This window comes from Pseudomonas sp. MWU16-30317, assembly GCF_020515695.1.
Taxonomy (GTDB): Bacteria; Pseudomonadota; Gammaproteobacteria; order Pseudomonadales; family Pseudomonadaceae; genus Aquipseudomonas.
Genome location: NZ_JAIWJA010000005.1, coordinates 510,204 through 535,315 on the forward strand (window position 1 = coordinate 510,204; position 25,112 = coordinate 535,315).

Sequence of the window (25,112 nt, forward strand, 5' to 3'; positions counted from 1 at the left end):
CCGAGGAATGTTCAGACAAGGATTGAGACCATGGTTCACGTTCGCAAACTGGTGTTAGCAATAGCCGCCGCTTCGGCGTTGTCATCCGGTATGGCGCAGGCGCTGGTGCTGGGCGAACTGACCCTGAAGTCAACGGCCAATCAACCGTTGCTGGCCGAGATCGAGCTGCGCGACGTGCGCGACCTTACAGCCGCCGAGGTGGTGCCGACGCTGGCGCCGCCAGACGCCTTCGCCAAGGCCGGGGTGAGCCGCGACGGTTATCTCAATGATCTGGTGTTCACGCCGGTCATCAATGCCACTGGCCGCAGCGTCATCCGCGTGACGTCGAGCCAGCCGTTGTCGGCGCCGATGGTCAAGTTCCTCGTGCAAGTGGTCTATCCTGCCGGTCGGCTGATGCGTGACTACAGCGTGCTGGTCGACCCGGCGCGCTTCTCGCCGCAAGCCGCCGCCGCGCAAAACGCGCCACGCCCGGCGGTCACGGGCGCCAACGCTACCAGCCAGTACACCACCACCGCCCGCGATACCCTGTGGGAAATCGCGGCGCGCTATCGCAACGGCGCGTCGGTGCAGCAGACCATGCTGGCGATTCAGGCACTCAACCCGGATGCCTTTATCGACGCCAACATCAACCGTCTCAAGTCCGGCCAGGTCCTGCGTCTGCCAGACGGCCAGCAAGCCACCGCGCTGCCGCAAAACGATGCGATCGCCGAAGTGGCCAAGCAGAACGCTGCCTGGCGTGATGGCCGGCGCCTGGGGCCACGCGCGCAACAGCTCGATGCCACTCGCCGTGGATCGGGCAACGCCGCGCCCGATGCCAACGCTCAACAAGACAAGCTCAGCCTGGTTTCGGGCGCCCGTTCCAACGGCAAGGGCGCCGCCGGGGACGCGCGAGCGCTGAACGACAAGCTGGCGACAACCCAGGAAGATCTCGACGCCACGCGCCGTAACAACGACGAGCTGAAAAGCCGCAATGGCGATCTGCAAGGCCAGATCGACAAGCTGCAAAAACTGATTCAGCTCAAGAACGACCAACTGGCTCGTTTGCAAGCGGCCGGCATCGACGTCAATGCCGGTAACGCGGCGGGTGCTGCAGCCGGTGCAGCGGCCGCAGGCGCGGCGACGCCCGGCAGCACTGCGCCCGCTACCCCGGCCACGCCGCCTGGCGGCGAGGGTGCCGTGGCCCCCGGCACTGCGCCAGGTGCTGCGCCGACACCGCCGATCGATGCCACCCTGACGCCTGGCGCGCCGGCTGCGCCAAGCGCTACGCCAGCTACGCCAACGCCCGCCACCGAAACACCCGTCGTCGTGCCCGCCGAGGCCCAGCCCGGCGTGCTCGACAAGATGCGCAGCAACCCGATCCTCTACGGCCTGATCGCCGGGGGCGTGGTGTTGCTGCTGTTGCTGGGTGCACTGCTGCTGGCACGCCGACGCAATGCGTTGGCCGAAGCGGAAAAGCACAAGCGCATGGCGGCAGCGCTGACCGATGAGCCGCTGTATCGCGAAGAAGATTTCGACATGCCTCCGGGCACCTTTGACGGTCTGGAAACTCCGCCTAATGTGCGTCTGACGTCTGCGGCAATGGCTGCGGCAGCTGCCGCAGCACAAGCTTCCGAGCAGCACGAGCAATCCACCAACGCGGTTTATCGTCCGGCACCGCCTCTGGCGCTCGACACGCCCCCGTCGGTGGCCTCGCTGGTGGTGGCCCCGGCCGCCGATGACGTGCTGCTTGAAGCCGAGCGGGCCATCGATCATGGGCGCCTGAACCACGCCGCGGATATTCTCGAAGCTGCCGTGGCCCGTGAGCCGGAGCGCAGTGATTTGCGTCTCAAGCTGATGGAAGTCTACGCCCAGCAAGGTGACCGCGATGCCTTCGTCGGCGAAGAGCGCCAGTTGGTCGCCAACGGTCGCAATCACGCCGAGGCCGAGGCCCTCAAGGAGCGCTACCCAGCCATGCTAGGGGCCGCTGCCTTGGGCTTGAGCGCCGCCGCAGTGGCTGCCGAGCTCGACGCGCAGTACGTCAAGGATCTGCTCAGTGAAGACGATGCCAGCGACGCGCCCGAGCCGATCGGTGATGTCTTCGACACCGACTTCGACCTCAGCCTCGATGGCGTCGACCCTCTCACCGCAACGCCAGACGACGAGTTGGACAGCGCCGACAGCGATTTCGATGCCTTGCTGGCGCGCTCCACTGCCGAGCAACAGGCAGTGGCTGACGAACTGGCGGATTTCGATCTCGACCTCGGCGCCGACGACCCGGCGCCGTCTGCTGTGGACGACCTGGACACCGCCGAGCCGCTGAGCACTCTGGACGAGCCGGCCAGGCCGGTGGTGCCGCCGGTCAAGGAGGAGGTCGATCTGTCCTCCGACTTCGACCTGTCGCTGCCGGATGACGACGATGTCGAGTCGAAGAAATTCGCTTCCGACCTGGATGACGTCAATGCCGAGCTCGATCGCTTGTCCCAGACCATGGCCAAGCCCGGGCTCAGTACCGGTGCCGAGGATCTGGACGATGAGTTCGACTTTCTGGCGGGTACCGATGAGGTCACCACCAAACTCGACCTGGCCCGCGCCTATATCGAGATGCAGGACGCCGACGGCGCCCGCGACATCCTCGACGAGGTGGTCAAGGAAGGCAGCGAAGCGCAACGCACTGAAGCGCGCAAGATGCTCTCCAGCCTGGCTTGACCTGCCTGTACACAGTCCCTGTGCAAGCGAACTCTGCTCGCGAAGCGTTTAACGGCTTCGCGAGCAGAGCGCGTTACACAGGGTTCTGTCGTGATCATGGATAAGCCGTATAATCCCCGCCATCAAGCAATCGACAGGCTGTAACCCCCGTGGAATTCATCGACAACTCAGCCGCCGAACGGGCGGCTGACGGCTTTTTCAGAATCGCGCTTGGCGTGGAATACAAAGGCTCGCGCTACAGCGGCTGGCAGCGCCAGGCCTCAGGCGTGAAAACCGTGCAGGAAACCCTCGAGAAGGCGCTGTCCAAGGTCGCCGACTCGCCGGTCTCCTTGATGTGCGCCGGGCGTACCGACGCTGGGGTGCATGCCTGTGGCCAAGTGGTGCATTTCGACACCCAGGCCGAGCGCAGCCTCAAGGCCTGGGTGATGGGCGCCAACATCAATTTGCCCCACGACGTCAGCGTCAGCTGGGCGCGGGTCATGCCGGCGGATTTCCATGCGCGCTTCAAGGCCATCGCCCGGCGATATCGCTATGTGATCTACAACGACCAGATCCGCCCGGCGCATCTGAATGAAGAGATCACCTGGAACCACCGCCCCCTCGACGTGACGCGCATGGCCGAAGCTGCCGAGGCCCTGGTCGGCAGCCATGACTTCAGCGCCTTTCGTGCCGGTCAGTGCCAGGCCAAATCGCCTATCAAGAAGGTCCACCACCTGCGGGTCACCCAGCACGGCAAGATGATCGTCATCGATATTCGCGCCAACGCCTTCCTGCATCACATGGTGCGCAACATCGCCGGGGTGCTGATGACCATCGGTGCCGGCGAGCGCCCGGTCGACTGGGCGCGAGAAGTGCTGGAAAGCCGCATCCGCCGTACCGGTGGGGTCACGGCGCATCCGTTTGGCCTTTATCTGGTGCAAGTGGAGTACCACGACTGCTTCCCGCTGCCGGAGCGCTACATCGGCCCGCACTTCCTGACGGGCTTCGAAACACTCCCGGGCTGACGCTGCCCTCGGCATTTGCTACCATCCGGGACTTTACCCGTGCGACGAGGTTGTTTGGATATGTCCGCCGTTCGCAGCAAAATCTGCGGTATTACCCGCATAGAGGATGCACTGGCCGCTGCCGAGGCCGGCGCCGACGCCATTGGTCTGGTGTTCTACGCCAAGAGCCCGCGGGCGGTCACGGCGGTGCAGGCGCGCGAGATCGTCGCTGCGCTGCCGCCCTTCGTGACCACGGTGGGCCTGTTCGTCAACGCCAGCCGCTGCGAGCTCAACGAAATCCTCGAGGTGGTGCCGCTCGATCTGCTGCAGTTCCATGGCGATGAAACCCCGGCCGATTGCGAGGGCTATCATCGCCCCTGGATCAAGGCGCTGCGGGTGCGCCCGGGGGATGATCTGGAGGCCGCCTGCAAGCTGTACCGTGGCGCGCAGGGCATTTTGCTCGACACCTTCGTGGCGGGCGTGCCCGGCGGCACGGGTGAGGCGTTCGACTGGTCGCTGGTACCCGAGCACCTGAGCAAGCCGATCATCCTGGCGGGGGGACTCTCGGCGGCTAACGTCGGTGAGGCGATCGCTCGGGTCAAACCTTATGCGGTGGATGTCAGCGGCGGGGTGGAGGCTGCGAAGGGCATCAAGGATCACGACAAGATCGAGGCCTTCATGGCTGCAGTAAAGGGCGCCCACTCCCACAGGGAAAAGAGTGTGACGGCTGGCCAGTAGCCGCCGTCCACCTGTTTCGCGGCGGAATTTACGCTGCACTGAATTCGCAACACACATGAATACGCTCAAGGGCATACGCGGGACCTCGAAACGCCAGACGTTCGGTCCCCCGGTACTGGAGAAAAGCAAGCATGAGCAACTGGTTGGTAGACAAACTGATCCCTTCGATCATGCGGTCCGAGGTGAAAAAGAGCTCGGTTCCTGAAGGCCTGTGGCACAAGTGCCCGTCCTGCGAAGCGGTGCTGTATCGTCCGGAGCTGGAAAAGACCCTGGACGTTTGCCCCAAGTGCAACCACCACATGCGCATCGGCGCGCGTGCACGCCTGGATATCTTCCTCGACGCCGACGGCCGTAACGAGCTGGGTGCCGATCTGGAGCCGGTCGACCGCTTGAAGTTTCGCGACGGCAAGAAGTACAAGGACCGCCTGATCGCCGCGCAAAAGCAGACCGGCGAAAAAGACGCCCTCATCTCCATGAGCGGTACGCTGCTGGGCATGCCAGTGGTGTGCAGTGCCTTTGAATTCTCGTTCATGGGCGGTTCCATGGGCGCCATCGTTGGCGAGCGTTTCGTACGTGCTGCCAACTATGCGTTGGAAAATCGCTGCCCGATGATCTGCTTCGCCGCCTCCGGCGGTGCACGCATGCAGGAAGCGCTGATCTCGCTGATGCAGATGGCCAAGACCTCCGCCGTGCTGGCGCGCCTGCGCGAAGAAGGCATTCCGTTCATCTCGGTATTGACCGACCCGGTCTACGGCGGCGTTTCCGCCAGCCTGGCGATGCTCGGCGATGTGATCGTCGGTGAGCCGAAAGCCCTGATCGGCTTCGCTGGCCCGCGCGTGATCGAACAGACCGTGCGGGAAAAACTGCCCGAAGGCTTCCAGCGCAGCGAATTCCTGCTGGAGCACGGCGCCATCGACATGATCGTTCACCGTCAGGAACTGCGCCCACGCCTGGGCAGCCTGCTGGCACAGATGATGGGCCTGCCGACTCCGGTCTACGTCGCCGCGCCTATCGAACCGATCGTCGTACCGCCGGTGCCTGCTAACGTATGATCCAGCGTGGCCTGGGCGAATGGCTCGCCTATCTCGAGCAGCTGCACCCTTCGGCCATCGACATGGGCCTGGAGCGTTCGCAGCACGTGCTTGATCGATTGCAGCTCGGCGCCTTGGCACCGCGGGTGATCACCGTCACGGGCACCAACGGCAAGGGCTCGACCTGTGCGTTTCTGGCTTCGCTGCTGCGGGCCCAGGGGCTGCGGGTCGGGGTCTATAGCTCGCCGCACTTGATTCGCTACAACGAGCGGGTACAGATCGACGGCACCGAAGCGACCGACCAGGCACTGTGCGAAGCCTTTGCTGCCATCGAAGCGGCCCGTGGCGACATCTCCCTGACCTACTTCGAAATGGGCACCCTGGCGGCGTTCTGGCTGTTCGCCCGTGCGGCGCTGGACGCCGTGGTGCTGGAAGTGGGCTTGGGCGGGCGGCTGGATGCGGTCAATCTGATCGACGCCGACCTGTCGCTGATCACCAGTATCGGCATCGACCACAGTGACTGGCTGGGCGACAGCCGTGAATCGGTGGCGTTCGAGAAGGCCGGTATCCTGCGCCAAGGCCGCCCAGCCCTCTGCGGTGATATCGATCCGCCGCAACCCTTGCTCGACAAGATCGCGCAACTGAGCTGCCCGGCGTTTATCTGCGGTCGTCAATACGATGTGCGCATCGGTAGCGATAGCTGGGCCTGGTCGGGGCTGGACGGGGAGGGCGCGCGGGTCGAACTGCTCGACCTGCCGCTGCTTGACCTGCCCATGGAAAACGCCGCATTGGCGTTGCAGGCCTATTGCCTCACAGGCCTGCCCTGGGACGCCACACAGCTGACCGCCGCATTGCTGCGTACCCGAGTGACCGGGCGCCTGGATCGCCGTGCTTATCAGTGGCAGGGCAAGCGCATCAATGTGCTGCTCGATGTCGGTCACAATCCCCATGCCGCCGAGTATCTGGGCCGTCGCCTGGCAGCGCGCGCGCCTGCTGGCCAGCGCCTGGCCGTGTTCGGTTTGCTGACCGACAAGGATCTCGACGGCGTGCTCGCGCCTTTGGTCGGCGTGGTGCAGAACTGGGCGGTCACGCCCTTGCCGACGCCGCGCAGCCGCACCGCTGCGCAATTGCAGGAAGCATTGCAGAACCTTGGCGCGTCGGCAGCGTCCTATGGCAGTGTCGCTCACGCGTTGCAGGCTCAGTGCGAGCGTGCGACTGGCGAGGACGAAATCCTCCTGTTCGGATCATTTTTCTGTGTTGGCGAGGCCTTGCAATGGCTTGAGCGCAACGCCCTGGAGGTAGGTGAGCATGGCTCTACTGGATAACACGTTCAAGCAACGGATGGTGGGCGCGCTGGTGTTGATCGCCCTGGCGGTGATCTTCCTGCCGATGCTGTTTTCGCGTCAGGACGAAATGCGCGAAGTGCGTGTCGATGCGCCGGCCGCGCCCAAGGCCCCGGTGCAGCCACAGGTGCAGGTGCAACCGGTGCAGGTGCCGCAGCAGCAACCCGTCGCCCAGGAACCGATACCGGAAGACGCCGACATCGCCGAGGAGCAGACCAGCGCACCGCTGCCGCCTGCTGCCAACCAGAATGCCCCCGTCAATGCGCCACCCAATGTGCCGAAGCCGACCGTCGTAGCGCCCGCCACGGCCAGCAAGCCAAGCATGCCGATCGGCGGCGCTGCGCCGAGCAAGCCTGCAGCCACGCCGGCACCGGCAGTGGCCACGGCCGCCAAGCCAGCGGCAGCCCCCTCTCAGGCGCCGACCAAGATCGACCCCAATGGCCTGCCCATTAGCTGGTCGGTGCAGTTGGCGAGCCTGTCCTCGCGCGACGGCGCCGACAATCTCCAAAAGACCCTGCGCACCCAGGGCTATAACGCCTATGTGCGTTCGGCCGATGGCAAGAACCGTGTGTACGTCGGGCCATTGGTCGACCGCGCCGAGGCCGAGCGCCTGCGCGATACGCTCAATCGCCAGCAGAGCCTCAAGGGCTTCGTGGTGCGCTTCGAGCCCGAGCGCGGCTAAAAGCTTCGTGGGCAGAGCCTGCTCTCACAGGGGTAAGCATTCCAATGTGGTTGCGGGGTCTGCCCGCTAAGGGGTCGGCAGCCGCGCCCCTTGATATCGATAGACGCGCTAAATCGCCGCTCTTAACATTCCCCGCTTACCGCAACGCCGCCGCTCTGCTAAAATGCGCCGCCTTAACCGTCTGCGGACTGCACCGTGCCATTTACCTACGTCGATTGGGCGATTATTGCGATAATCGCCATCTCCGCGTTGATCAGTCTGAGCCGAGGCTTCGTCAAAGAGGCCCTGTCGCTGGTCACGTGGATCATCGCCGGTGCGGTGGCATGGATGTTCGGTGGCGGTCTGGCTCAGTATTTCGAGCCCTATATCCAGACGCCTTCAGCCCGTGTGATTGCCGGGTGCGCCATTCTTTTCGTCGCCACGCTGATTGTCGGGGCGATGGTCAACTATCTGATCAGCGAACTGGTTCGTGTCACCGGCCTGTCCGGGACCGACCGTTTTCTGGGCATGGTCTTCGGCGCGGCGCGCGGGGGCCTGCTGGTCGTGGTCGCGGCCGGGCTGTTGAGCCTGGGCCCGGTACAACAGGATCCATGGTGGCAACAATCGCAGTTGCTGCCCAAGTTTTTATTGGTCGCCGACTGGTCGAAAAACCTCATTCTGGGGATGACCAGCCAGTGGCTCGCCAGCGGAATCAGCTCACCAGTTGATCTTCCGTTCAAGGATCACCTCTTGCCGGCCGTCACCAAAGGGCAGTAAGGGTTGTTCAGTTCAGATTCACTACGTAGGGGTTGGGTCGCATGTGTGGCATCGTCGGTATCGTCGGCAAGTCGAACGTCAATCAGGCGCTGTATGACGCCTTAACCGTTCTCCAGCATCGGGGCCAGGACGCTGCCGGTATTGTAACCAGTCACGATGGCAAGCTGTTCCTGCGCAAGGACAACGGCCTGGTGCGCGACGTCTTCCAGCAGCGCCACATGCAGCGTCTGGTCGGCGCCATGGGCATCGGCCACGTGCGCTATCCAACGGCTGGCAGCTCGACATCCGCCGAAGCGCAGCCGTTCTACGTCAACTCGCCATACGGCATCACCCTGGCGCACAACGGCAACCTGACCAACGTCGAGCAGCTGGCCAAGGAGATCTACGAGTCGGATCTGCGTCACGTCAACACCAACTCCGATTCCGAAGTCCTGCTCAACGTTTTCGCCCATGAACTGGCGGTGCGCGGCAAACTGCAGCCCACCGAAGAAGACGTGTTCGCTGCCGTCACCGACGTGCACAAGCGCTGCAAGGGCGGTTACGCCGTGGTCGCGATGATCACCGGTTACGGCATCGTCGGTTTCCGCGACCCGCATGCGATACGCCCGATCGTCTTCGGCCAGCGTCATACCGACGAAGGCGTCGAGTACATGATCGCCTCCGAAAGCGTCTCGCTGGACGTGCTTGGTTTCACCCTGATCCGCGATCTGGCACCCGGTGAAGCGGTGTACATCACTGAAGACGGCAAACTCTATACCCGTCAGTGCGCGCCCAACCCGCAGTACGCGCCGTGCATCTTCGAACACGTCTATCTGGCGCGTCCGGACTCGATCATCGACGGCATCTCGGTGTACAAGGCGCGTCTGCGCATGGGCGAGAAGCTGGCCGAGAAGATCCTGCGCGAGCGTCCCGAGCACGACATCGATGTCGTCATCCCTATCCCGGACACCAGCCGTACGGCCGCGCTCGAACTGGCCAACCACTTGGGCGTCAAGTTCCGCGAAGGTTTCGTCAAGAACCGCTACATCGGCCGGACCTTCATCATGCCGGGCCAGGCCGCGCGGAAAAAATCCGTACGCCAGAAGCTCAACGCCATCGAGCTGGAATTTCGCGGTAAGAACGTGATGCTGGTGGACGACTCCATCGTGCGCGGCACCACCTGCAAGCAGATCATCCAGATGGCCCGCGAAGCTGGCGCCAAGAATGTCTACTTCTGCTCGGCCGCTCCGGCGGTACGCTACCCGAACGTCTACGGCATCGACATGCCGAGTGCGCACGAACTCATCGCGCACAATCGCAGCACCCAGGACGTCGCTGACCTGATCGGCGCCGACTGGCTCATCTACCAGGACCTGCCAGACCTGATCGACGCGGTCGGCGGTGGCAAGGTCAAGATCGACAATTTCGATTGCGCGGTGTTCGACGGCAAGTACGTGACCGGTGACATCGATGCGCATTACCTGCACAAGATCGAGCAGGCGCGCAACGATTCTTCCAAGGTCAAGACCCAAGCTGTGAGCGCGATCATCGATCTGTACAACAACTAAGGAGTCGTTGCATGACACAGGAATGGGACGCAGGTCGGCTGGACAGTGATCTGGAGGGCGTCTCGTTCGACACCCTCGCAGTGCGCGCCGGCCAGCACCGCACGCCGGAAGGGGAGCATAGCGATCCGCTGTTCTTCACCTCCAGCTACGTTTTCCGCACGGCTGCCGACGCCGCCGCGCGTTTTGCCGGTGAAGTGCCGGGCAACGTCTATTCGCGCTACACCAACCCCACCGTGCGCTCGTTCGAAGAGCGCATGGCGGCTCTGGAAGGCGCCGAGCAGGCAGTGGGCTTCTCCACCGGCATGGCGGCGATCACCGCCATCGCCATGGGCCTGTGCAGCGCTGGCGATCACGTGCTGATTTCGCAAAGCGTGTTCGGCTCGACCATCAGCCTGTTCGACAAGTACTTCAAGCGCTTCGGCATCGAGATCGACTACGTGCCGCTGGTCAATCTCGAAGGCTGGGAAAAGGCTATCAAGCCCAACACCAAGTTCCTCTTCGTCGAGTCGCCTTCAAACCCCTTGGCCGAACTGGTGGACATCGCCGCTCTGGCCGATATCGCCCACGCCAAAGGCACGCTGCTGGTCGTCGACAACTGCTTCAGCACGCCGGCCTTGCAGCAGCCGCTGAAGCTGGGCGCCGATATCGTCGTGCACTCGGCCACCAAGTTCATCGATGGCCAGGGCCGTTGCATGGGCGGTGTGGTCGCCGGTCGTGCCGAGCACATGAAAGAAATGGTCGGCGTGGTCCGTACCGCGGGCGCTTCGCTAAGCCCGTTCAACGCCTGGATCTTCCTCAAGGGCCTCGAGACCCTGAGCCTGCGCATGCGTCAGCATTGCGCCAACGCGCAGACGCTGGCCGAGTGGCTGGAACAGCAGGACGGTATCGAGAAGGTCCACTACTCGGGCTTGCCGAGCCATCCGCAGCACGAACTGGCCAAGCGCCAGACCAAAGGTTTTGGCGGCGTGGTGAGTTTCGAGGTCAAGGGTGGCAAGGCGGGCGCGTGGCGCTTCATCGACGCCACACGGTTGATCTCGATCACCGCCAACCTGGGTGACAGCAAGACCACCATCACTCACCCTGCCACCACTTCCCACGGCCGCTTGTCGCCGCAGGAACGTGAAGCCGCCGGCATCCGTGACAGCCTGATCCGGGTCGCCGTGGGGCTGGAGGACGTCGCCGACCTGCAAGCCGATCTGGCCCGCGGCCTGGCTGCGCTGTGATCGATTTCGCTCCCGCCGAGCGCGGTCACAATGGCCGCGTCGCGTTGGTGACGGGCGCGGCACGCGGTATCGGCCTGGGCATCGCTGCCTGGCTGATCAGCGAGCAATGGCAAGTGGTGCTCACCGACCTTGACCGTGTGCGCGGCCCCAAGGTCGCCCAGGCGCTGGGCGAGAATGCCTTGTTCATCGCCATGGACGTCGCCGACGAGGCCCAGGTGGCCGCAGGCGTCGCCCAGGTGCTGGGCCAGTTCGGGCGCCTGGATGCGCTGGTGTGCAACGCGGCCATCGCCGATCCGCACAACACCACCCTCGAATCCCTGGATATCGCCCATTGGAACCGCATCATGGCGGTCAACCTCGGCGGCCCGATGCTCTTGGCCAAACACTGCGCGCCGTATCTGCGGGCGCGGTGTGGGGCGATCGTCAACCTGACGTCCACCCGCGCGCGGCAATCGGAGCCTGATACCGAGGCCTACGCGGCGAGCAAGGGCGGACTGGTGGCACTCACCCACGCGCTGGCCATCAGCCTGGGGCCGGAGATTCGCGTCAATGCCGTGAGCCCTGGCTGGATCGACGCCCGGGATGCCGTGGTAAGGCGTGCCGAGCCTCTCAGCGACAGTGATCACGCGCAGCACCCGACGGGGCGTGTGGGCACGGTCGAGGACGTTGCCGGGATGGTCGCATGGCTGCTGTCGCGTCAGGCCGGTTTTGTCACTGGGCAGGAATTTGTCGTCGACGGTGGCATGTCGCGCAAGATGATCTATCAGCCCTGAAAAAGGTTTTTTTAGAAAAACTTCAATCAGAGTATTGACTTAGCATCGCTAGGTGCGTAAATTTCGCGGCCTCAGCGAAGCAAAGGGTGATTAGCTCAGCCGGGAGAGCATCTGCCTTACAAGCAGAGGGTCGGCGGTTCGATCCCGTCATCACCCACCACTTCGTGAGAAAGCAGCATCGCAATATGGGTTGTACCGCTTCAGAAGAAGCACCGACGCGCAGTGGTAGTTCAGTCGGTTAGAATACCGGCCTGTCACGCCGGGGGTCGCGGGTTCGAGTCCCGTCCACTGCGCCATTTTATGTACCAGCTGGATTTATCCGGTTGGCGATTCAAAGGCACCGAAGCCTTGGAGTCACACAGGTTCAAACGGACGCAAGTCCGAGCGATACGCAGCGGTAGTTCAGTCGGTTAGAATACCGGCCTGTCACGCCGGGGGTCGCGGGTTCGAGTCCCGTCCGCTGCGCCATATTTGCTTCCACTAAGGCCCACTGAACGCCTGGAAGCTACGGAAATAGCGGCCTTGAGCCGCTTTTTTCGTTTTCTGAATTCCACTGGAATCCATCTCCAGCCACGGTTTTTAAGTACACATTTAAGTACACCGCTGGCACAGCCTTTTACGATTCCTTGCGCATCAATTTTCGTATTGGTGCGTCTACCGCTGGGTTGTATTCCCCTCCTTGATCCAAAAGGAGGTGTCTGATGGCTCTGACAGATACAGCGATCAAGCAAGCCAAGCCCGCCAGCAAGCCTTATACGTTAACTGATGGGGATGGCTTATCTCTGCAAGTGCCTACGACGGGTTCGAAACGCTGGCATTTCCGTTTCTATTGGCATGACAAGCAATTGCGCATTTCCCTCGGCACCTATCCTGACGTTAGCCTCAAGGAGGCTCGCCAGCGGAGAGAGGCTGCACGTGCGCTGGTGGCCAACAATATCGATCCCCGCTCACATCGTCGCGCCGAGCGCCAAAAAGCCTCTCACACCGCCAACAACACGTTTGAAGCGGTTGCTGGTCGCTGGCATGAGTTCCGAAGTAAAAAGCTGACGAAAAGTAAGAAGGGCAGTGCAGGGCAAGCCAGTAAATACCTGAAGAAGGACATGCTGCCGTGTTTGGGCAATCTTCCGATCTCAGATATTTCTCGTGGTGACGTGCTGGAGCTCATTAGGCGAATTGAGCGCAGAGGGGCGCTGGTTTCTGCTCGAAAGGTACGCACCTGGCTCAACCAGATCTTTCGTTTTGCCATGGCGGAAGGGCTCGTTGATGTGAACCCAGCAGCAGATCTTGATATCGTTGCCGAGACGCCGCGGCCAGTTCGCCATAATCCCTTCCTCCAGGTAAATGAACTTCCAGGACTGCTCAGGACCGTTACCCACTATGGGTGTGCAGAAGCGACACGGCTTGGTATTCGGCTATTGCTGCTGACAGGGGTGCGTACAGGAGAGCTGCGGGCGGCGACCCCAGACCAATTCGATCTCGACAAGGGGATTTGGCTGGTACCGCCGGAGGGTGTGAAGCAACTCCGGAGTCGTGTTCGAACACAGGGGAATGAGATCCCACCTTATGTGATCCCACTGTCTATTCAAGCAATTGCAATTGTGCGGCGGCTGGTGCAGTTAAGGGCGCGCGGTGCGCGGTATCTGCTGGTTCACCGATACGAACCGCAGGAAATGATCAGTGAAAATACCCTTAACACCGCGATCAGCCGGATGGGTTACAAAGGAAGGCTCACCGGTCATGGCATCAGGGCCACCATCTCAACGGCGCTCAACGAGGTTGGCTTTGTAGAAGAGTGGATTGAGGCGCAGCTTTCACACGCTGATAACAACCAAATTCGGGCTGCATACAATCATGCAGAATACGTCGAGCCGAGACGTAGGATGATGCAATACTGGGCGGACTTATTAGATGCCCTAGAGGTCGGCGTTCCGCTCCCTGCGCCTGAAGCTTACATGCCGCAAATCGGGCGACCTTCAACGGATTTTCTGAGCGTGAAGCGGGTGGCTGCTGATTAGCAGTCCGAAGTCAGGCTATGCGATCAAGGTCGGACAGGATAGATTTGAGGAGACTAGGGAGTGACGCATTGCGGCATGACTCCTTCGATCACTGATCAGGGAAGAAGGGCTTTGAGAAAGCCAAAGTGAGGAACAACGGTGAGTGCTACTAATTGGATCAACTGGATCGACGAAATCGCAGCTGAATCAGGTAGGCGAGATATTTCTCCGTGGGGGTTTGCTTGACGCCTGAGACAATCACTCGACTACTAGCCTCAATGAACGCCGCCAGCCTCCTACTGATGTGCGGTGCTAGGCTTTCCTTGGATCCTCCTTATTGTCTGCCGTCAGCTACAGAGGTGGCAAAGCGCTGCTTCTATAAATACAAATACCGTCTTGATTTGGGTGCAAATTGCGACCTCACAGATGCGAAGATCCCTCCTGCGCCGGTCGGCGTTCCACGTGTTGTTGCCACTGCATGAAGGGCGAGACTGTGTTAATCAAGTCTTCTGTGCTGGCCGAACGTAGAGCAAACGGCCCTTGGAGCGATCTAGCGCTTCACACCATCGGTTGGCGCGCATTTCAGGATCTATGCTCCCAGGTATGCGAGGTCGTGCTTGGCCGGCCCGTGGAAATCTTTCGCGAAGCTCAAGACGGCGGTCAGGATGCGGTCTTCCTCATTTCTGCAGAAAACGACGCCCTGCTGATCGGAACCGTGCAATGCAAGCATACGTCCGATGCCGCAAAGGCGTTGAAGCTCAGTGATCTCACCGCCGAGATTGCTCATGTCGAGGAACTGGTCAAAGCCGGTCAAGCAGAGACCTACGCCTTCATGACGAACATGAGCGTAGATGCGCCCGTCGCATCCGCAATGCGTGCCAAACTCCGCGCGCTTGGCGTGCGTAAGCCGCACATTCTCGGTCGTCAGTATATCGTCCGTGTTATCAGGAGCAGCGCGCGCCTCCGGGCCCTCGTTCCGCAGGTCTACGGCCTAGGCGACCTCACATCGATCGTAGATGAGCGGCTCAGCGAGCAGAGCCGGGCGTTGCTTGACAGCTGGATTCCAAAGCTTCGCACCTATGTACCTACACAGGCTCATCGCGATGCAGTCAACGCGATCGCTGAGCACGGCGTAGTGTTGCTACTCGGTAATCCCTCTAGCGGTAAATCGGCGATTGGCGCCATCGTGTCGACCATAGCGTCGGAGAATCCAGACAACACGGTACTTGCTTTGACCAGCCCGCGCGACTTTGAGGCGGGTTGGAATCCTAATGATCCGGGACGCTTCTTCTGGATCGACGATGCCTTCGGCTCCAATGTGCTACGCGACGACTATGTGCAGGATTGGACGTCTGCCTTCTCCAAGCTGCGGGCCGCGATCAAACATGGCAATCGATTTCTTCTAACTTCCCGAAAACATATCTATGAAGCGGCGCGGCGCCGGCTCGGGCAGCGCAACCTTGCCCAATTCGCAGACGGTAGCGCGGTGGTGGATGTCGGCGAGTTGACGTTCGAAGAGAAGACGCAGATTCTCTATAATCATGTGAATTTCGGTGAGCAGAGCCAGAGCTGGCGATCGAGCATCAAACCGCATCTAACCGCTGTCGCTGCGGTTCGCGATTTTCTCCCAGGGATCGCCGAACGTCTCGGGGACCCAAACTTCACCAAGGGCCTAGCGCCCCGCGAAAGCTCACTCGTACGCTTTATGGAGGAGCCGACAGAGCATCTGATTGATACCGTCAACGCCTTAGATGATCAACTGCAGGCCGCGCTCATCCTTGTGTATGTCCATCAGGCCGGATTCGATCCTAACGATCATGACGCTTCGGCCGCACAGGCGGTCGCCGAGCTGACTGGGTACACTCTCAGTAAGATTCAGGATTGTTTCGCTGAGCTGAAGGGCTCGTTCCTGAAGCTTTCCGGATCAAAATGGACCTTCGCCCATCCGACGATCTCCGACGCCCTAACGGAGATTCTGCGCCAGAAGCCCCATATGATGGCGGCGCTCATACGAGGCGCGACTATCGACACCATTCTCAGCAGTTTCACGTGCGAGGGCTCGCCGCTCATTCGAGATGCGCTTGTCATCCAGACAGCCCTCGACGACGCTCTGGTCGCACGACTTGGCCGCACGCCCGACGAATTGCACCGCAATTGGATGCTGTTCCACTTCCTCTCCTATCGTTCGAGCGAGGCCGTGTTCGTCAAAGCCGTCGAGCAATTTCCCAATCTACTTCGACGGTCCTGCTGGCAATCTGATCTAACTAGCAACGATCCCCGGATCGCCACCTATGCACGTGCTCATCACCTCAGCGTCTTGCCTAACGATCTGCGCTCTGAGGTAGCCGACAGGCTGGAATCTGCCGTGCTCAACGGTCTCGACGTCTCCTTCTTCGACGAGCCACAGATGTTAGCGATCATACCGCCGCTAAGGCTTATCGGTGTGGGCTTGGCGCTGCGGACAACTGTGCTGCCGTCGCTCGAAGAGAGGATCGATGAGATCGCCGCCGACGCTGACTTGGACGAAGAGCCTGACAGCCATTTTAAAAAGCTTCTCGGCGTGCTTGATCGCATTGAGACGATTGGTGTCGACGCGGACGCCACGGCTTTGATCGACGACGCGCGAGATCACGTGAAACGCTCAGTCGAGGCGCTTGAAGAGCGCAAGCGCCAGCATGATGAAAGCTCTGAAGACGAAGCGGATTGGACGCACATCGTGACGCAAAAGAAGGAGGAAGCTCCGCCTTCCACCCCCGTAGTGACAAAGCGCTCGGTGTTCGACGATGTCGATAAATAATAGTCGAGACATCAAGCAATCGCAGTCCGACGCGTCGGACACATCCTTCTCCTATAGCGCGGATGCAAGGCGTCCCCTGCGGGGCGCGGCCGCCGCTCAAGCCGGCTTCGACTATCAGCTAGACGTCTCGATCCTCGCAGCCCTGCAACTCCTCCTCATTTCCAAAGCGGCTACGCGCCTGGTGCTGGAACCGGCAAACGAGGAAGATCTGGAGGCGGATCTGGAGCCCAACGTGCCAGGACGCGTACAACCCAGTGCGGCTGTCTCTGGCGGATATAAGCTTGTTATCCAAGTCAAAATGGACAACGGCGAGCCCTGGTCGGTCGAAGATTTCGAGGATCTGCTCAAGCACGGTTCCGACAAAAAAGGTGGACGCCGAAAAGCACTGCATCATCTCGACGATCCGAACACCCGCTATCTGCTCGTGACCAATGCCGACACCAAGGGTGTCGCGCGTAACCTGCTGGTCGAAGGCTTCGAAGAGGTATCCGACAAGGTAAGCTTCCCTCCGAGCCTTCATGCCACACTGAAAGCTTCGCCCGAAGGTCGCGTCGCGATCTGGGGCAAGCTCACCGAAAAGCAGCTGGCATCCGATATCCGGGAACTGATGTCGGACCTGCTGCATGTCCCGAAGGTCGAGCAGCCAAATCTGATTGCAAAGCTGCGTCTCGAAGCCAAGCGGAGGACCCGAGGCAGCACGCCTGGTCTATGGACGAGCGACGATCTTCTCGCGACGGTAAGGACGCACGGCGGGTTCCTGGCCAGCTCTGCCAGCCTCGAGCATTTCGTGGCGCCTGCGAACTTCGATGAGATGCTCAGAATCCTAAACGACAAGAGTGCAGTCGTGATTATGGGCCCTTCAGGTACGGGCAAGACGCAAGCGGCGCTCAAGCTATGCGATATCGCGCGACGGCGCGATGGTGCGTTGGAAGTCGTTACGATCGGCGCGGACGATTCGCCGACCAGCGCGCGTAAGGTCGTTAACAACGGATCGACACTCTTCTATGTCGATGACCCGTGGGGCCAATTTAGCCTTCGCGGGGGCAGCGAAGCATGGACCGAGCAGCTACCGCGCCTACTCGCCAAGGCCACGCCGGATCACCAGTTCGTTATCACGTCCCGCAGCGACATGATGCAGAGCGCCAAGGTCGGGGTGAGTCTCAACACCTGGTCAGTCGAGTTGGATGCCGGCCAGTATCGGGATGGTCAACTCCGCGACATTCATGACAATCGCATGGATCAGCTACCGGCCGCTCTGCAAACCACGGCGTACGCGTTTCGCAATCAAGTGCTAGACAAACTTGGTACGCCGCTCGAGATAGAGCTGTATTTCGCCCACATGCAAACCGGCCCCGATGCCGGGGAAGAAGACCATATCTTCTTTCGCCGGTTGCTCGAGTTGGCGCAGCGCGATGCGGTGGAAGGTGTCGTCGTCAGAGCTCTATCATCCATCGACACTTGCGGAACCTCAGCCATCGTTTGGGCGCTGCTGGCGGCGCGTGGCCAGTTCGACCGTGGCCAACTTCACGCTCTTCAACGCGCCCTACGTGGACTTGATCGAGCACTAGGCGATGGCCTGGATCGCCTCGTAGACCGTATGGTCGCCGCCCGCCATCTGCGGCAGCCCGCCCGCACGATCGCCTTCGCTCACCCGAGCGTCCGCCAAGGCTTTGAGGCCTTCGCAAGCAGCAACTGGGGGCAGAGCGAGTTTGCGATCGAGACCCTGATCGCCGCGCTCGTTCAGCTGCCGTCAACGCATCGCAACTGGGGCATGGAAACGGCAGCACGAGTTTATGAAGTTGCTCGCACGTTCGCTTGCCGACAGGACGTTGACCAAACCTTCGCAATTGACTCCGACAGCCAGGAAGCGATCGATGCCTGGCTGGACGAAAGCCTCATGGACCCCGGCTCCAAGTTTGCGCCATTGCTGGAGCTAGCGTCCGAGGTGGGTAGCGATGCCTCGATACCAAGTCGCGTGGCGCGATGGCTGTTGAAAGGTACACAGCGGGGGGCTTCCTTCTTCACCCGTAACTGGCAGCCGCCGATCTTTGACGATGCCTGGTACGACACTGTGTCCGCGAGCCCCATCGGGTCCAAAGTCGCCGCGCGATTTATTCGTGAGGAGCTTGGCTTCGACCGAGGGGACTACGGAGCGGACTTCGCTAAGCGGCTCGATCGCTTCGCCCACAACCTGACCACCGCCTATCTTGACGCCGCGCACGAGATGGTCGGCCACGGCTTCGAGCTTAACGCTAACGCTGTCGCGGCCGGCGCCGTGCGTGATCTAGCGGGATTCGAGAGGATAGTGCAGGCTGCGTTGGATGACTGTGCGAGCATCCACCGTCAATACGCTAAGAGTGGCCGAGAGGAATGGCGTGCAATTGAGGATGGCGAACGTGACCATGCCGCTGAAGAGGCCGCGCAGTCGAGCCATGAAGGCGACGGTTACACATCCGGTGTCTTCATCGATGCCTACATCCGCCAACTTCGCGTAGAGGGTCGCTGGCTGGTTCTTGCCAACCATCCGCGCGTAGCGGAATTGGTCCGTGCCTGGGCGCAGGCGCTCTCAGCCTCCCCCGGACCGGTGGGTGAAGGCGAGCTTCGAGCCATTCTTGTAGCGGGCAATGGTATGGATGAGGAGTCAAATGTTTGGACGGCAGCGCGAGAGCACTGGCGCGAAGCGCTGGAACCTACGCTTACGGCGCGGATTAGCTCAGTCCCCTCCGAGGTGGATCTGCTTGACGAGCTTGCGTCCACAGCTTTGAAAGTCGCACCAAATTCCTTGGTCGCCGCATTCCAGGTGAATAGTGGACAGCCTGATCGACAAGTCACCCTGCTAACTGCCATGCAGCGCGCCTGCCGACAACTCGGAAAAGACAGCCCCGCGGCCACACTAAGTCTGATTACGGACGCGCTTCCAAGGGAACTAAAGGAAATCTACAAAGCGCTCCCGACTAGGAAGCGGAAAGCTCGTAAGGTTCAAGGTCAGACGCTCTTATTCCTGACGGCTTGTGCCTCGCAACTCGATGCGGATGCGCTCGACCTTGTCGTGCCGGTCATCATCGCAAGCGGTGGCGACGCCTCGCCAGCGATCATCCAGTGGCTGACCGTTGCCAGCCGTACAGAGCATGCCGTCAGTGCGACCGAGGCGGCGATTGCGATTGGCGATACCGTCCTTGTTGAGGCTGCGCTTCGCCACCAGCGCGCCGATGCGCGCCGTACGGCGCTGTTACATCTGGCGCCGACATTCCCGGACCCCTTGCCGCCTGCAATCCTCGCAATGGCATCCGATCCTGGAAGCCGCGTTCGCCGCGCCTTAGTCGCCCTGCTTGCCGAACGGCCGCACCCGGATCACCTCAAAACGCTGTTGTTTCTGATACATGACACTTGGTCGAGCGCCGAACCGCACTACGACGAGCCCGAGAGCTTTGATATTGCGCAAGAGGCGGTCGTTGCCCTTGCAGTGAACGGTCCCTTATCCGATGCAATCGGCAATACTCTTCTCGATCTTGCCACCACAACGCTCGACCGCGCGCTTAGCCGAAATGCCCTGATCGTCGCAGCGAATTGCTGCAGTGCGAGAATCCAGCAGAAAATATTGAACCTCGTCAATATTCCGGAAGCCCGTTGGATACGTCTCGACGCCATCGAAGCCCTGGCCGACGCCGATTTCGTAGACCCTAGCATTGTCGCGCATCTGACATCCGCGTTTCTGCTGAGTACGCCGCCAATCCTTGCCGCGTCAGCGGCTCATCTCGTCGGGGCCCATGCTTCCGCGGAAAATGCCCTTAAACTCTTTGAGCGGGTCGCCAACTCGAACAAGCGACGCGCTCTGCTGCTGGTTGGCGCCAACGCTATGGCCAGGGGTGATCGTACGACTGCCGATCGAATCCTCGATCTGCTTGAACCGGATCATCCTGGACGTCAATTGTTGATGGCTTCCGAACCTCTTTCAGCCTCAATTCTCGACGATCTCGGCAAAGTCCAGTTGAGAGAAGCCGTACGAAAGCGGCTTGGAGATCGCATTGTCGTTCCTTGACCAGCGCAGTGAATCGGCAAGCACAAGCTTGCTAGCTGATCACCCACCTGAAGTCTGAATCGCCCCGGATTCTCTAGACACCTTGCAAGCTCATTGCGTAACGTTTTTCAAACTCTACCGGTGACAGCTGATTGTTGAAACCATGGCGGCGTTTTGGGTTGTAGAACATCTCGATGTAATCGAACACATCACTACGAGCATCTTGCCGTGAGGTGTAGATTTTCCGCTTGATTCGTTCCCGTTTCAGAAGCTGGAAAAAGCTCTCAGCCACGGCGTTGTCATGACAATTGCCTCGGCGGCTCATGCTGGCAACCAAATTGTTTGCCTTCAAAAAACTGCGCCAATCGGAGCTGCTGTACTGGCTGCCCTGGTCGGAGTGAACCATCACCTCTTGTTTCGGTTTTCGCCTCCAAACCGCCATCAATAACGCATCAATGGCCAAATCACTGGTCATCTGCGACTTCATTGACCAGCCAACGACCTGACGAGAAAACAGATCCAGCACCACCGCCAAATACAGCCAGCCTTCATACGTACGAATGTAGGTGATGTCGGTGACCCAAACCTTGTTGGGTTCCACGACATCGAACTGGCGCTTCAGCAAATTGGGTGAGGCAACCGCTGGCTTACCGCCGTACTTTCCAGGGCGACGTCGATACCCTGTCTGAGAGCGCAGACCTTCAAGACGCATCAACCTCGCCACACGATGCCGACCACAATCTTCACCGACCTCGCGCAGGTCGTCATGGATTTTGCGATAGCCATAAACTCCGCCGCTCTCCAGCCACGAGTGCTTGATCAAACCCAGCAATCGCTGGTCGTCTTTAGCGCGTGCAGATTGCGGCTCAGACAACCAAGCGTAATAACCACTGGGATGGACTTTCAGCGTCAGGCAAAGCCGTCGAATGGAATAGTCGCCCGCGCGCTGCTTGATAAAGGCGTACTTCAGCCGCACTCCTTGGCAAAGTACGCGGCGGCCTTTTTTAAGATGTCTCGCTCTTCAGTGACCCGCTTGAGTTCCGCTCGCAGACGACGCAGTTCAGCGTGCTGATCATCGTCTTGCTGCCGTTCTCCCTGAGGTTTGCTGTAGCGCTTTATCCAGGCATAGAGGCTATGCGTCGACACGCCAAGACGCGCCGCCACATCAGCGACAGGCAGCTTCTTTTCGGTCACTTGATTGACCGCTTGGATTTTGAATTCTTCGGGATAACGTGGGTTGCTCATGGCACCTCCTGATTGGCCTCAGTTTAAGGCATGGAGGTGTCTACGAAACCCGGGGCGATTCAAACTTGCTGTTTAGCCAGTCTCACAAAAAAGGTACGAAAGCTGCATAGAGCGTTCATAAGCCAATTTGATGACGACCTCTATGAAGCATTTTTACTCTACCTCCACCAGGCTCGCGCCTACCATGCTTACCAGAGCACTGATTGGCTTCATTGCTCTGGTTTGTCTATCGCTGATGTTGGCTACAGCGTGGCAAATGAACCAGTCCAAGCGCGAGCGTGTCGCGACCGCCAAAATTTCGGTATCAAACATCGTTCTTGCCGCCGAGCAGCAAGCTCAGGATACGTTACGACAGGCTGATAATACGTTGCGTCATCTCGTGGAGCGCGTGGAGCACGATGGTGTAGAGGGGGCTCAGCAAGCTCGACTGGCGAAATTGATGGCCCAGGATGTGGTGAATGTGGACGGTATTCAAGGGCTTTTCATCTACGATGCCCAAGGCAACTGGGTCGCCAATTCCTTTTCCCAAGGTATACAGGTAAAAAACAACAACGACCGCGCGTACTTCGCGTATCACCGCGATAACGCCGATGAGTCCATTCACGTCGGTTCCATTGTCGAGAGTCGCAGTACAGGGGAGATGGTTATCCCTATCAGTCGACGCATCAATGCTGCCGACGGTACGTTTGCAGGTGTGGCGTTAGCGACTGTGCCCGTTGCCTATTTCCAATCATTCTTCAAGCGCATGGATGTGGACGACAAGGGCGTTATTTTCCTTGCGCTGAACAATGGCGACTTGCTGGCTCGGCGACCGACGTTAACCGCAATCATGACGACCAATGTCGCCAAAGGGGATCTTTTCACCAGTTACCTCCCATACAGCGATAGCGGTACCGCTGTGATCAAGTCTGTAGTGGATGGCGTGGAAAGGATTTATGCCTATCGGCGGGTTTCTGGGTTGCCCATCGTCGCTGCTGCCGGCGTGTCCTGCCAGCATGTATTCGCCCCCTGGTGGGCCTATGCGTATCGATCCATGGCTATGGTGGCTATGATCACTTTATCTTTGGCTTTGCTGGGTCTCTTGTTGTACAGGCAAATCCAGCACTTGATCACTGCGGAAAGTGAGCTGAGCATCGCCCGAACCGAACTTGAGATAATCGCTCAGACCGACAGTCTGACGCATCTGGCCAATCGACGTTGCTTTGACGCTACGTTGCAAAAAGAGTGGGGACGAGCGTCTCGAAATAAATCAGTCATCGCGATAATTTTGTTGGATATCGACTGGTTCAAGCAATACAACGACCGCTACGGCCATCTGCGGGGGGACGACTGCCTGCGCCAGGTGGCAGGGATCATCGGTAGCTGCATCAACCGGGCTGGAGATCTAGCGGCACGGTATGGCGGTGAAGAGTTCGTGATCCTGCTAGCTGAAACAGATTTAGCGGGTGCTTTGAGCGTTGCAGAAAAAGTCAGGTTACGCATTGAAAACGCACTTATAGAGCACTCCGGCAGTCCAGTGGGGAACGTAACAATCAGTTCCGGCGTGGTGGCGATCAATGCAACCGAGAAGGAGGGCTATACAGCTGTGCTGAAGGAAGCAGATCGACTTCTTTATTGTGCTAAGACCAGAGGTCGCAACTGCGTCGAGAGTCGCTCAATGGCCGATACCACAAGAAAACAGTTCATATCCCAGATCGTTCAAGATACAGGCTACTGCTGATTGAGGCCGATCCGCTGCATCTCTGTGTGCAACCTATTGCCATCCAGGTCAGATGCAGGAGCATCGGCCTTGGCGCTGCCAACCATGCTTCATGGTGGCGCAGGGTGCCTATCGACCCAGGAAATCGAGCAGATGATCGCTGACATTCAGAACGATTCTGATCTGGCCGTGAAGGCGATGAATACGAGCAGAGACCTAGCGACCGAATCACTTGGCGTCGCCCAGGAGGCCAGTACCTCGCTGGATCAAATAGCCAGCGCCATTGTTCAGATCAACGAGCGTAATCTCATGATCGCCACGGCCTCTGAGGAGCAGTCGCATGTTGCGCGCGAGGTTGACCGCAATCTCGTCAGTATTCGCGAGTTGGCAACTCAGAGCGCCGCGGGTGCCAGCCAGACGTAAGCGTCTGCCGAAGGCACCTTGTCCAAGCTGAAGTATCCAGTGCTCTGGAAGGTGGTCAGATCTTCATGAGCAACTGTTCTTGGAGCCACTCCAGTAGCGCGTGCACTTCGATCCGTTCATCTCCGCTATTTTTTTTATAAACAGAAATTGCATGGGGCAAAGGAACGCTTTCTGCGCAGGGTTGCATCAAAGCACCCTCTTCAATAAGTTTTCCGGCAGTTCGACGCCATCCTAATGCAATGCCATGCCCCGCGACTTCCGCCTGAAGCATCAGCGGGTAGCTATCAAACACCGTACCTCGCGGATGATCTGCCATCGTATTTCCAAACGCCTGCAACCAGTCTTCCCAAGCCATGAAGTCTGGGGGCGTAGAGCGATAGTGCAAAAGATTGCGCGGACGAAGCTCTTCAAGGCTCAGCAACTTGCCAGTCGCAAGGTAGCTCGGGCTGCACACTGGGAAGACTTCGTCGGCAGCCGTAAATACTAGAGCATACGAGCCGCTAGCGCGTCCGGTGCTTTGCAGGGCAACATCGAAGTGGTCATTGAATTCGGTAATAGGCCGCGTCGATGTCACTACTTGAACCTCGATTCCCGCATATTGATCTTGGAACGTGGAGAGGCGAGGCATCATCCAATAAAAGGCTTCACATAATTGGCAAAGTAAAACGACACGATTTTTGCGATGTGTTTTTCGAAGCGCCACAGCACCGTCGCTGATACTTCCCAATGCCGCGCTCACCACTCCTCCAAACTCCCGTCCTTCCTCCGTCAAAAAGACAGCTCGATTACGGCGGATAAAGAGCTTCAAGCCGAGATCTTCTTCAAGACCGCGGATTTGCCGGCTGATGGCGGCCTGGGTGATGTGCAACTCATCAGCGGCCTTCGAGAAGCTTTCCAGCCGGGCAGCCGCTTCAAAAGGCAGCAAACTGGTCAGCGGAGGCAATGTCTTCCTAAGCTTATTCATAATCAGCCGTTATGCATCCAGACCTGAGAACTCGTTTGTAACACACCTGCGACGGTGGGCAATATGAGCGGAACACATACTGGATGTCACCGCCAATGTAAAACTGACCCCCTAACGCCAACTCAATTTTGACCCCCTGGGCGATCATGGTGGCTTTGAGCTGCCGAGATGTTGACCCAGGAGCAGTCAGTGGAAATCAAGGTATTGGCCC

Annotated in this window: 16 protein-coding genes, 3 tRNA genes and 1 pseudogene; 18 read left to right on the forward strand and 2 right to left on the reverse strand. The window is 59.8% G+C overall.

Translation table 11 applies throughout. From position 1 onward, the window contains the following. The first annotated feature begins 30 nt into the window (after positions 1-30). From LIX93_RS17540 to LIX93_RS17615, 16 genes are all read left to right on the forward strand, one after another. On the forward strand, positions 31-2,685 hold the full coding sequence (locus LIX93_RS17540) for a FimV/HubP family polar landmark protein (protein ID WP_226505304.1): 2,655 nt from the start codon (positions 31-33) through the stop codon (positions 2,683-2,685). Positions 2,686-2,834: 149 nt separating this feature from the next. Next, on the forward strand, positions 2,835-3,689 hold the full coding sequence (gene truA / locus LIX93_RS17545) for a tRNA pseudouridine(38-40) synthase TruA (RefSeq protein WP_226505305.1): 855 nt from the start codon (positions 2,835-2,837) through the stop codon (positions 3,687-3,689). A gap of 60 nt (positions 3,690-3,749) precedes the next feature. Continuing rightward, positions 3,750-4,406, forward strand: coding sequence for a phosphoribosylanthranilate isomerase (locus tag LIX93_RS17550; RefSeq protein WP_226505306.1), 657 nt, complete (start codon positions 3,750-3,752; stop codon positions 4,404-4,406). 131 nt (positions 4,407-4,537) lie between these two features. Beyond that, a complete protein-coding gene (gene accD / locus LIX93_RS17555; RefSeq protein ID WP_226505307.1) occupies positions 4,538-5,458 on the forward strand; it encodes an acetyl-CoA carboxylase, carboxyltransferase subunit beta in 921 nt (306 codons plus the stop codon). Then, entirely contained in the window at positions 5,455-6,762 is a 1,308-nt protein-coding gene (gene folC / locus LIX93_RS17560) for a bifunctional tetrahydrofolate synthase/dihydrofolate synthase (RefSeq protein ID WP_226505308.1), read from the forward strand. The genes accD and folC overlap by 4 nt, the downstream gene beginning before the upstream one ends. Beyond that, entirely contained in the window at positions 6,746-7,462 is a 717-nt protein-coding gene (locus tag LIX93_RS17565; RefSeq protein ID WP_226505309.1) for an SPOR domain-containing protein, read from the forward strand. Before folC ends, LIX93_RS17565 begins: the two co-directional genes overlap by 17 nt. A gap of 195 nt (positions 7,463-7,657) precedes the next feature. Beyond that, positions 7,658-8,218, forward strand: a complete 561-nt coding sequence (locus LIX93_RS17570; RefSeq protein WP_226505310.1) for a CvpA family protein — start codon at positions 7,658-7,660, stop codon at positions 8,216-8,218. A gap of 41 nt (positions 8,219-8,259) precedes the next feature. After that, a complete protein-coding gene (gene purF / locus LIX93_RS17575; protein ID WP_226505311.1) occupies positions 8,260-9,765 on the forward strand; it encodes an amidophosphoribosyltransferase in 1,506 nt (501 codons plus the stop codon). Between the two features lie 11 nt (positions 9,766-9,776). After that, a complete protein-coding gene (locus LIX93_RS17580) occupies positions 9,777-10,988 on the forward strand; it encodes an O-succinylhomoserine sulfhydrylase (protein ID WP_226505312.1) in 1,212 nt (403 codons plus the stop codon). Next, on the forward strand, positions 10,985-11,761 hold the full coding sequence (locus LIX93_RS17585) for an SDR family oxidoreductase (RefSeq protein WP_226505313.1): 777 nt from the start codon (positions 10,985-10,987) through the stop codon (positions 11,759-11,761). The genes LIX93_RS17580 and LIX93_RS17585 overlap by 4 nt, the downstream gene beginning before the upstream one ends. Before the next feature lie 84 nt (positions 11,762-11,845). Beyond that, positions 11,846-11,921, forward strand: a tRNA-Val gene (locus LIX93_RS17590). 59 nt (positions 11,922-11,980) lie between these two features. Then, positions 11,981-12,057: transfer RNA gene (locus LIX93_RS17595), tRNA-Asp, on the forward strand. 95 nt (positions 12,058-12,152) lie between these two features. After that, positions 12,153-12,229: transfer RNA gene (locus LIX93_RS17600), tRNA-Asp, on the forward strand. A gap of 233 nt (positions 12,230-12,462) precedes the next feature. After that, on the forward strand, positions 12,463-13,776 hold the full coding sequence (locus tag LIX93_RS17605) for an integrase arm-type DNA-binding domain-containing protein (RefSeq protein ID WP_226505314.1): 1,314 nt from the start codon (positions 12,463-12,465) through the stop codon (positions 13,774-13,776). 457 nt (positions 13,777-14,233) lie between these two features. Further along, complete coding sequence (locus LIX93_RS17610; RefSeq protein ID WP_054092852.1) at positions 14,234-16,552, forward strand: hypothetical protein; 2,319 nt, start codon at positions 14,234-14,236, stop codon at positions 16,550-16,552. Continuing rightward, positions 16,539-20,591: a hypothetical protein gene (locus LIX93_RS17615; RefSeq protein ID WP_226505315.1), complete on the forward strand. Its 4,053-nt coding sequence runs from the start codon at positions 16,539-16,541 to the stop codon at positions 20,589-20,591. The genes LIX93_RS17610 and LIX93_RS17615 overlap by 14 nt, the downstream gene beginning before the upstream one ends. A 73-nt stretch (positions 20,592-20,664) precedes the next feature. Here the strand turns inward: LIX93_RS17615 and LIX93_RS17620 are convergent. Further along, positions 20,665-21,815 (reverse strand): IS3-like element ISPsy29 family transposase gene (locus tag LIX93_RS17620; protein WP_226505316.1). Its coding sequence is split into 2 segments (ribosomal slippage): positions 20,665-21,581 and positions 21,581-21,815, totalling 1,152 coding nucleotides; the frame shifts between segments, so codons are not numbered across the junction. Positions 21,816-21,957: 142 nt separating this feature from the next. Between LIX93_RS17620 and LIX93_RS17625 the strand changes: the two genes are divergently transcribed. Next, positions 21,958-23,535, forward strand: coding sequence for a sensor domain-containing diguanylate cyclase (locus LIX93_RS17625; protein WP_060400440.1), 1,578 nt, complete (start codon positions 21,958-21,960; stop codon positions 23,533-23,535). A 108-nt stretch (positions 23,536-23,643) separates the two neighbouring features. Beyond that, positions 23,644-23,937 (forward strand): annotated as a pseudogene (locus LIX93_RS17630) (methyl-accepting chemotaxis protein); the annotation flags it as partial. Positions 23,938-23,992: 55 nt separating this feature from the next. Here LIX93_RS17630 and LIX93_RS17635 read toward each other — a convergent pair. Next, positions 23,993-24,901, reverse strand: coding sequence for a LysR substrate-binding domain-containing protein (locus tag LIX93_RS17635; RefSeq protein WP_226505317.1), 909 nt, complete (start codon positions 24,899-24,901; stop codon positions 23,993-23,995). Between the last annotated feature and the right edge of the window lie 211 nt (positions 24,902-25,112).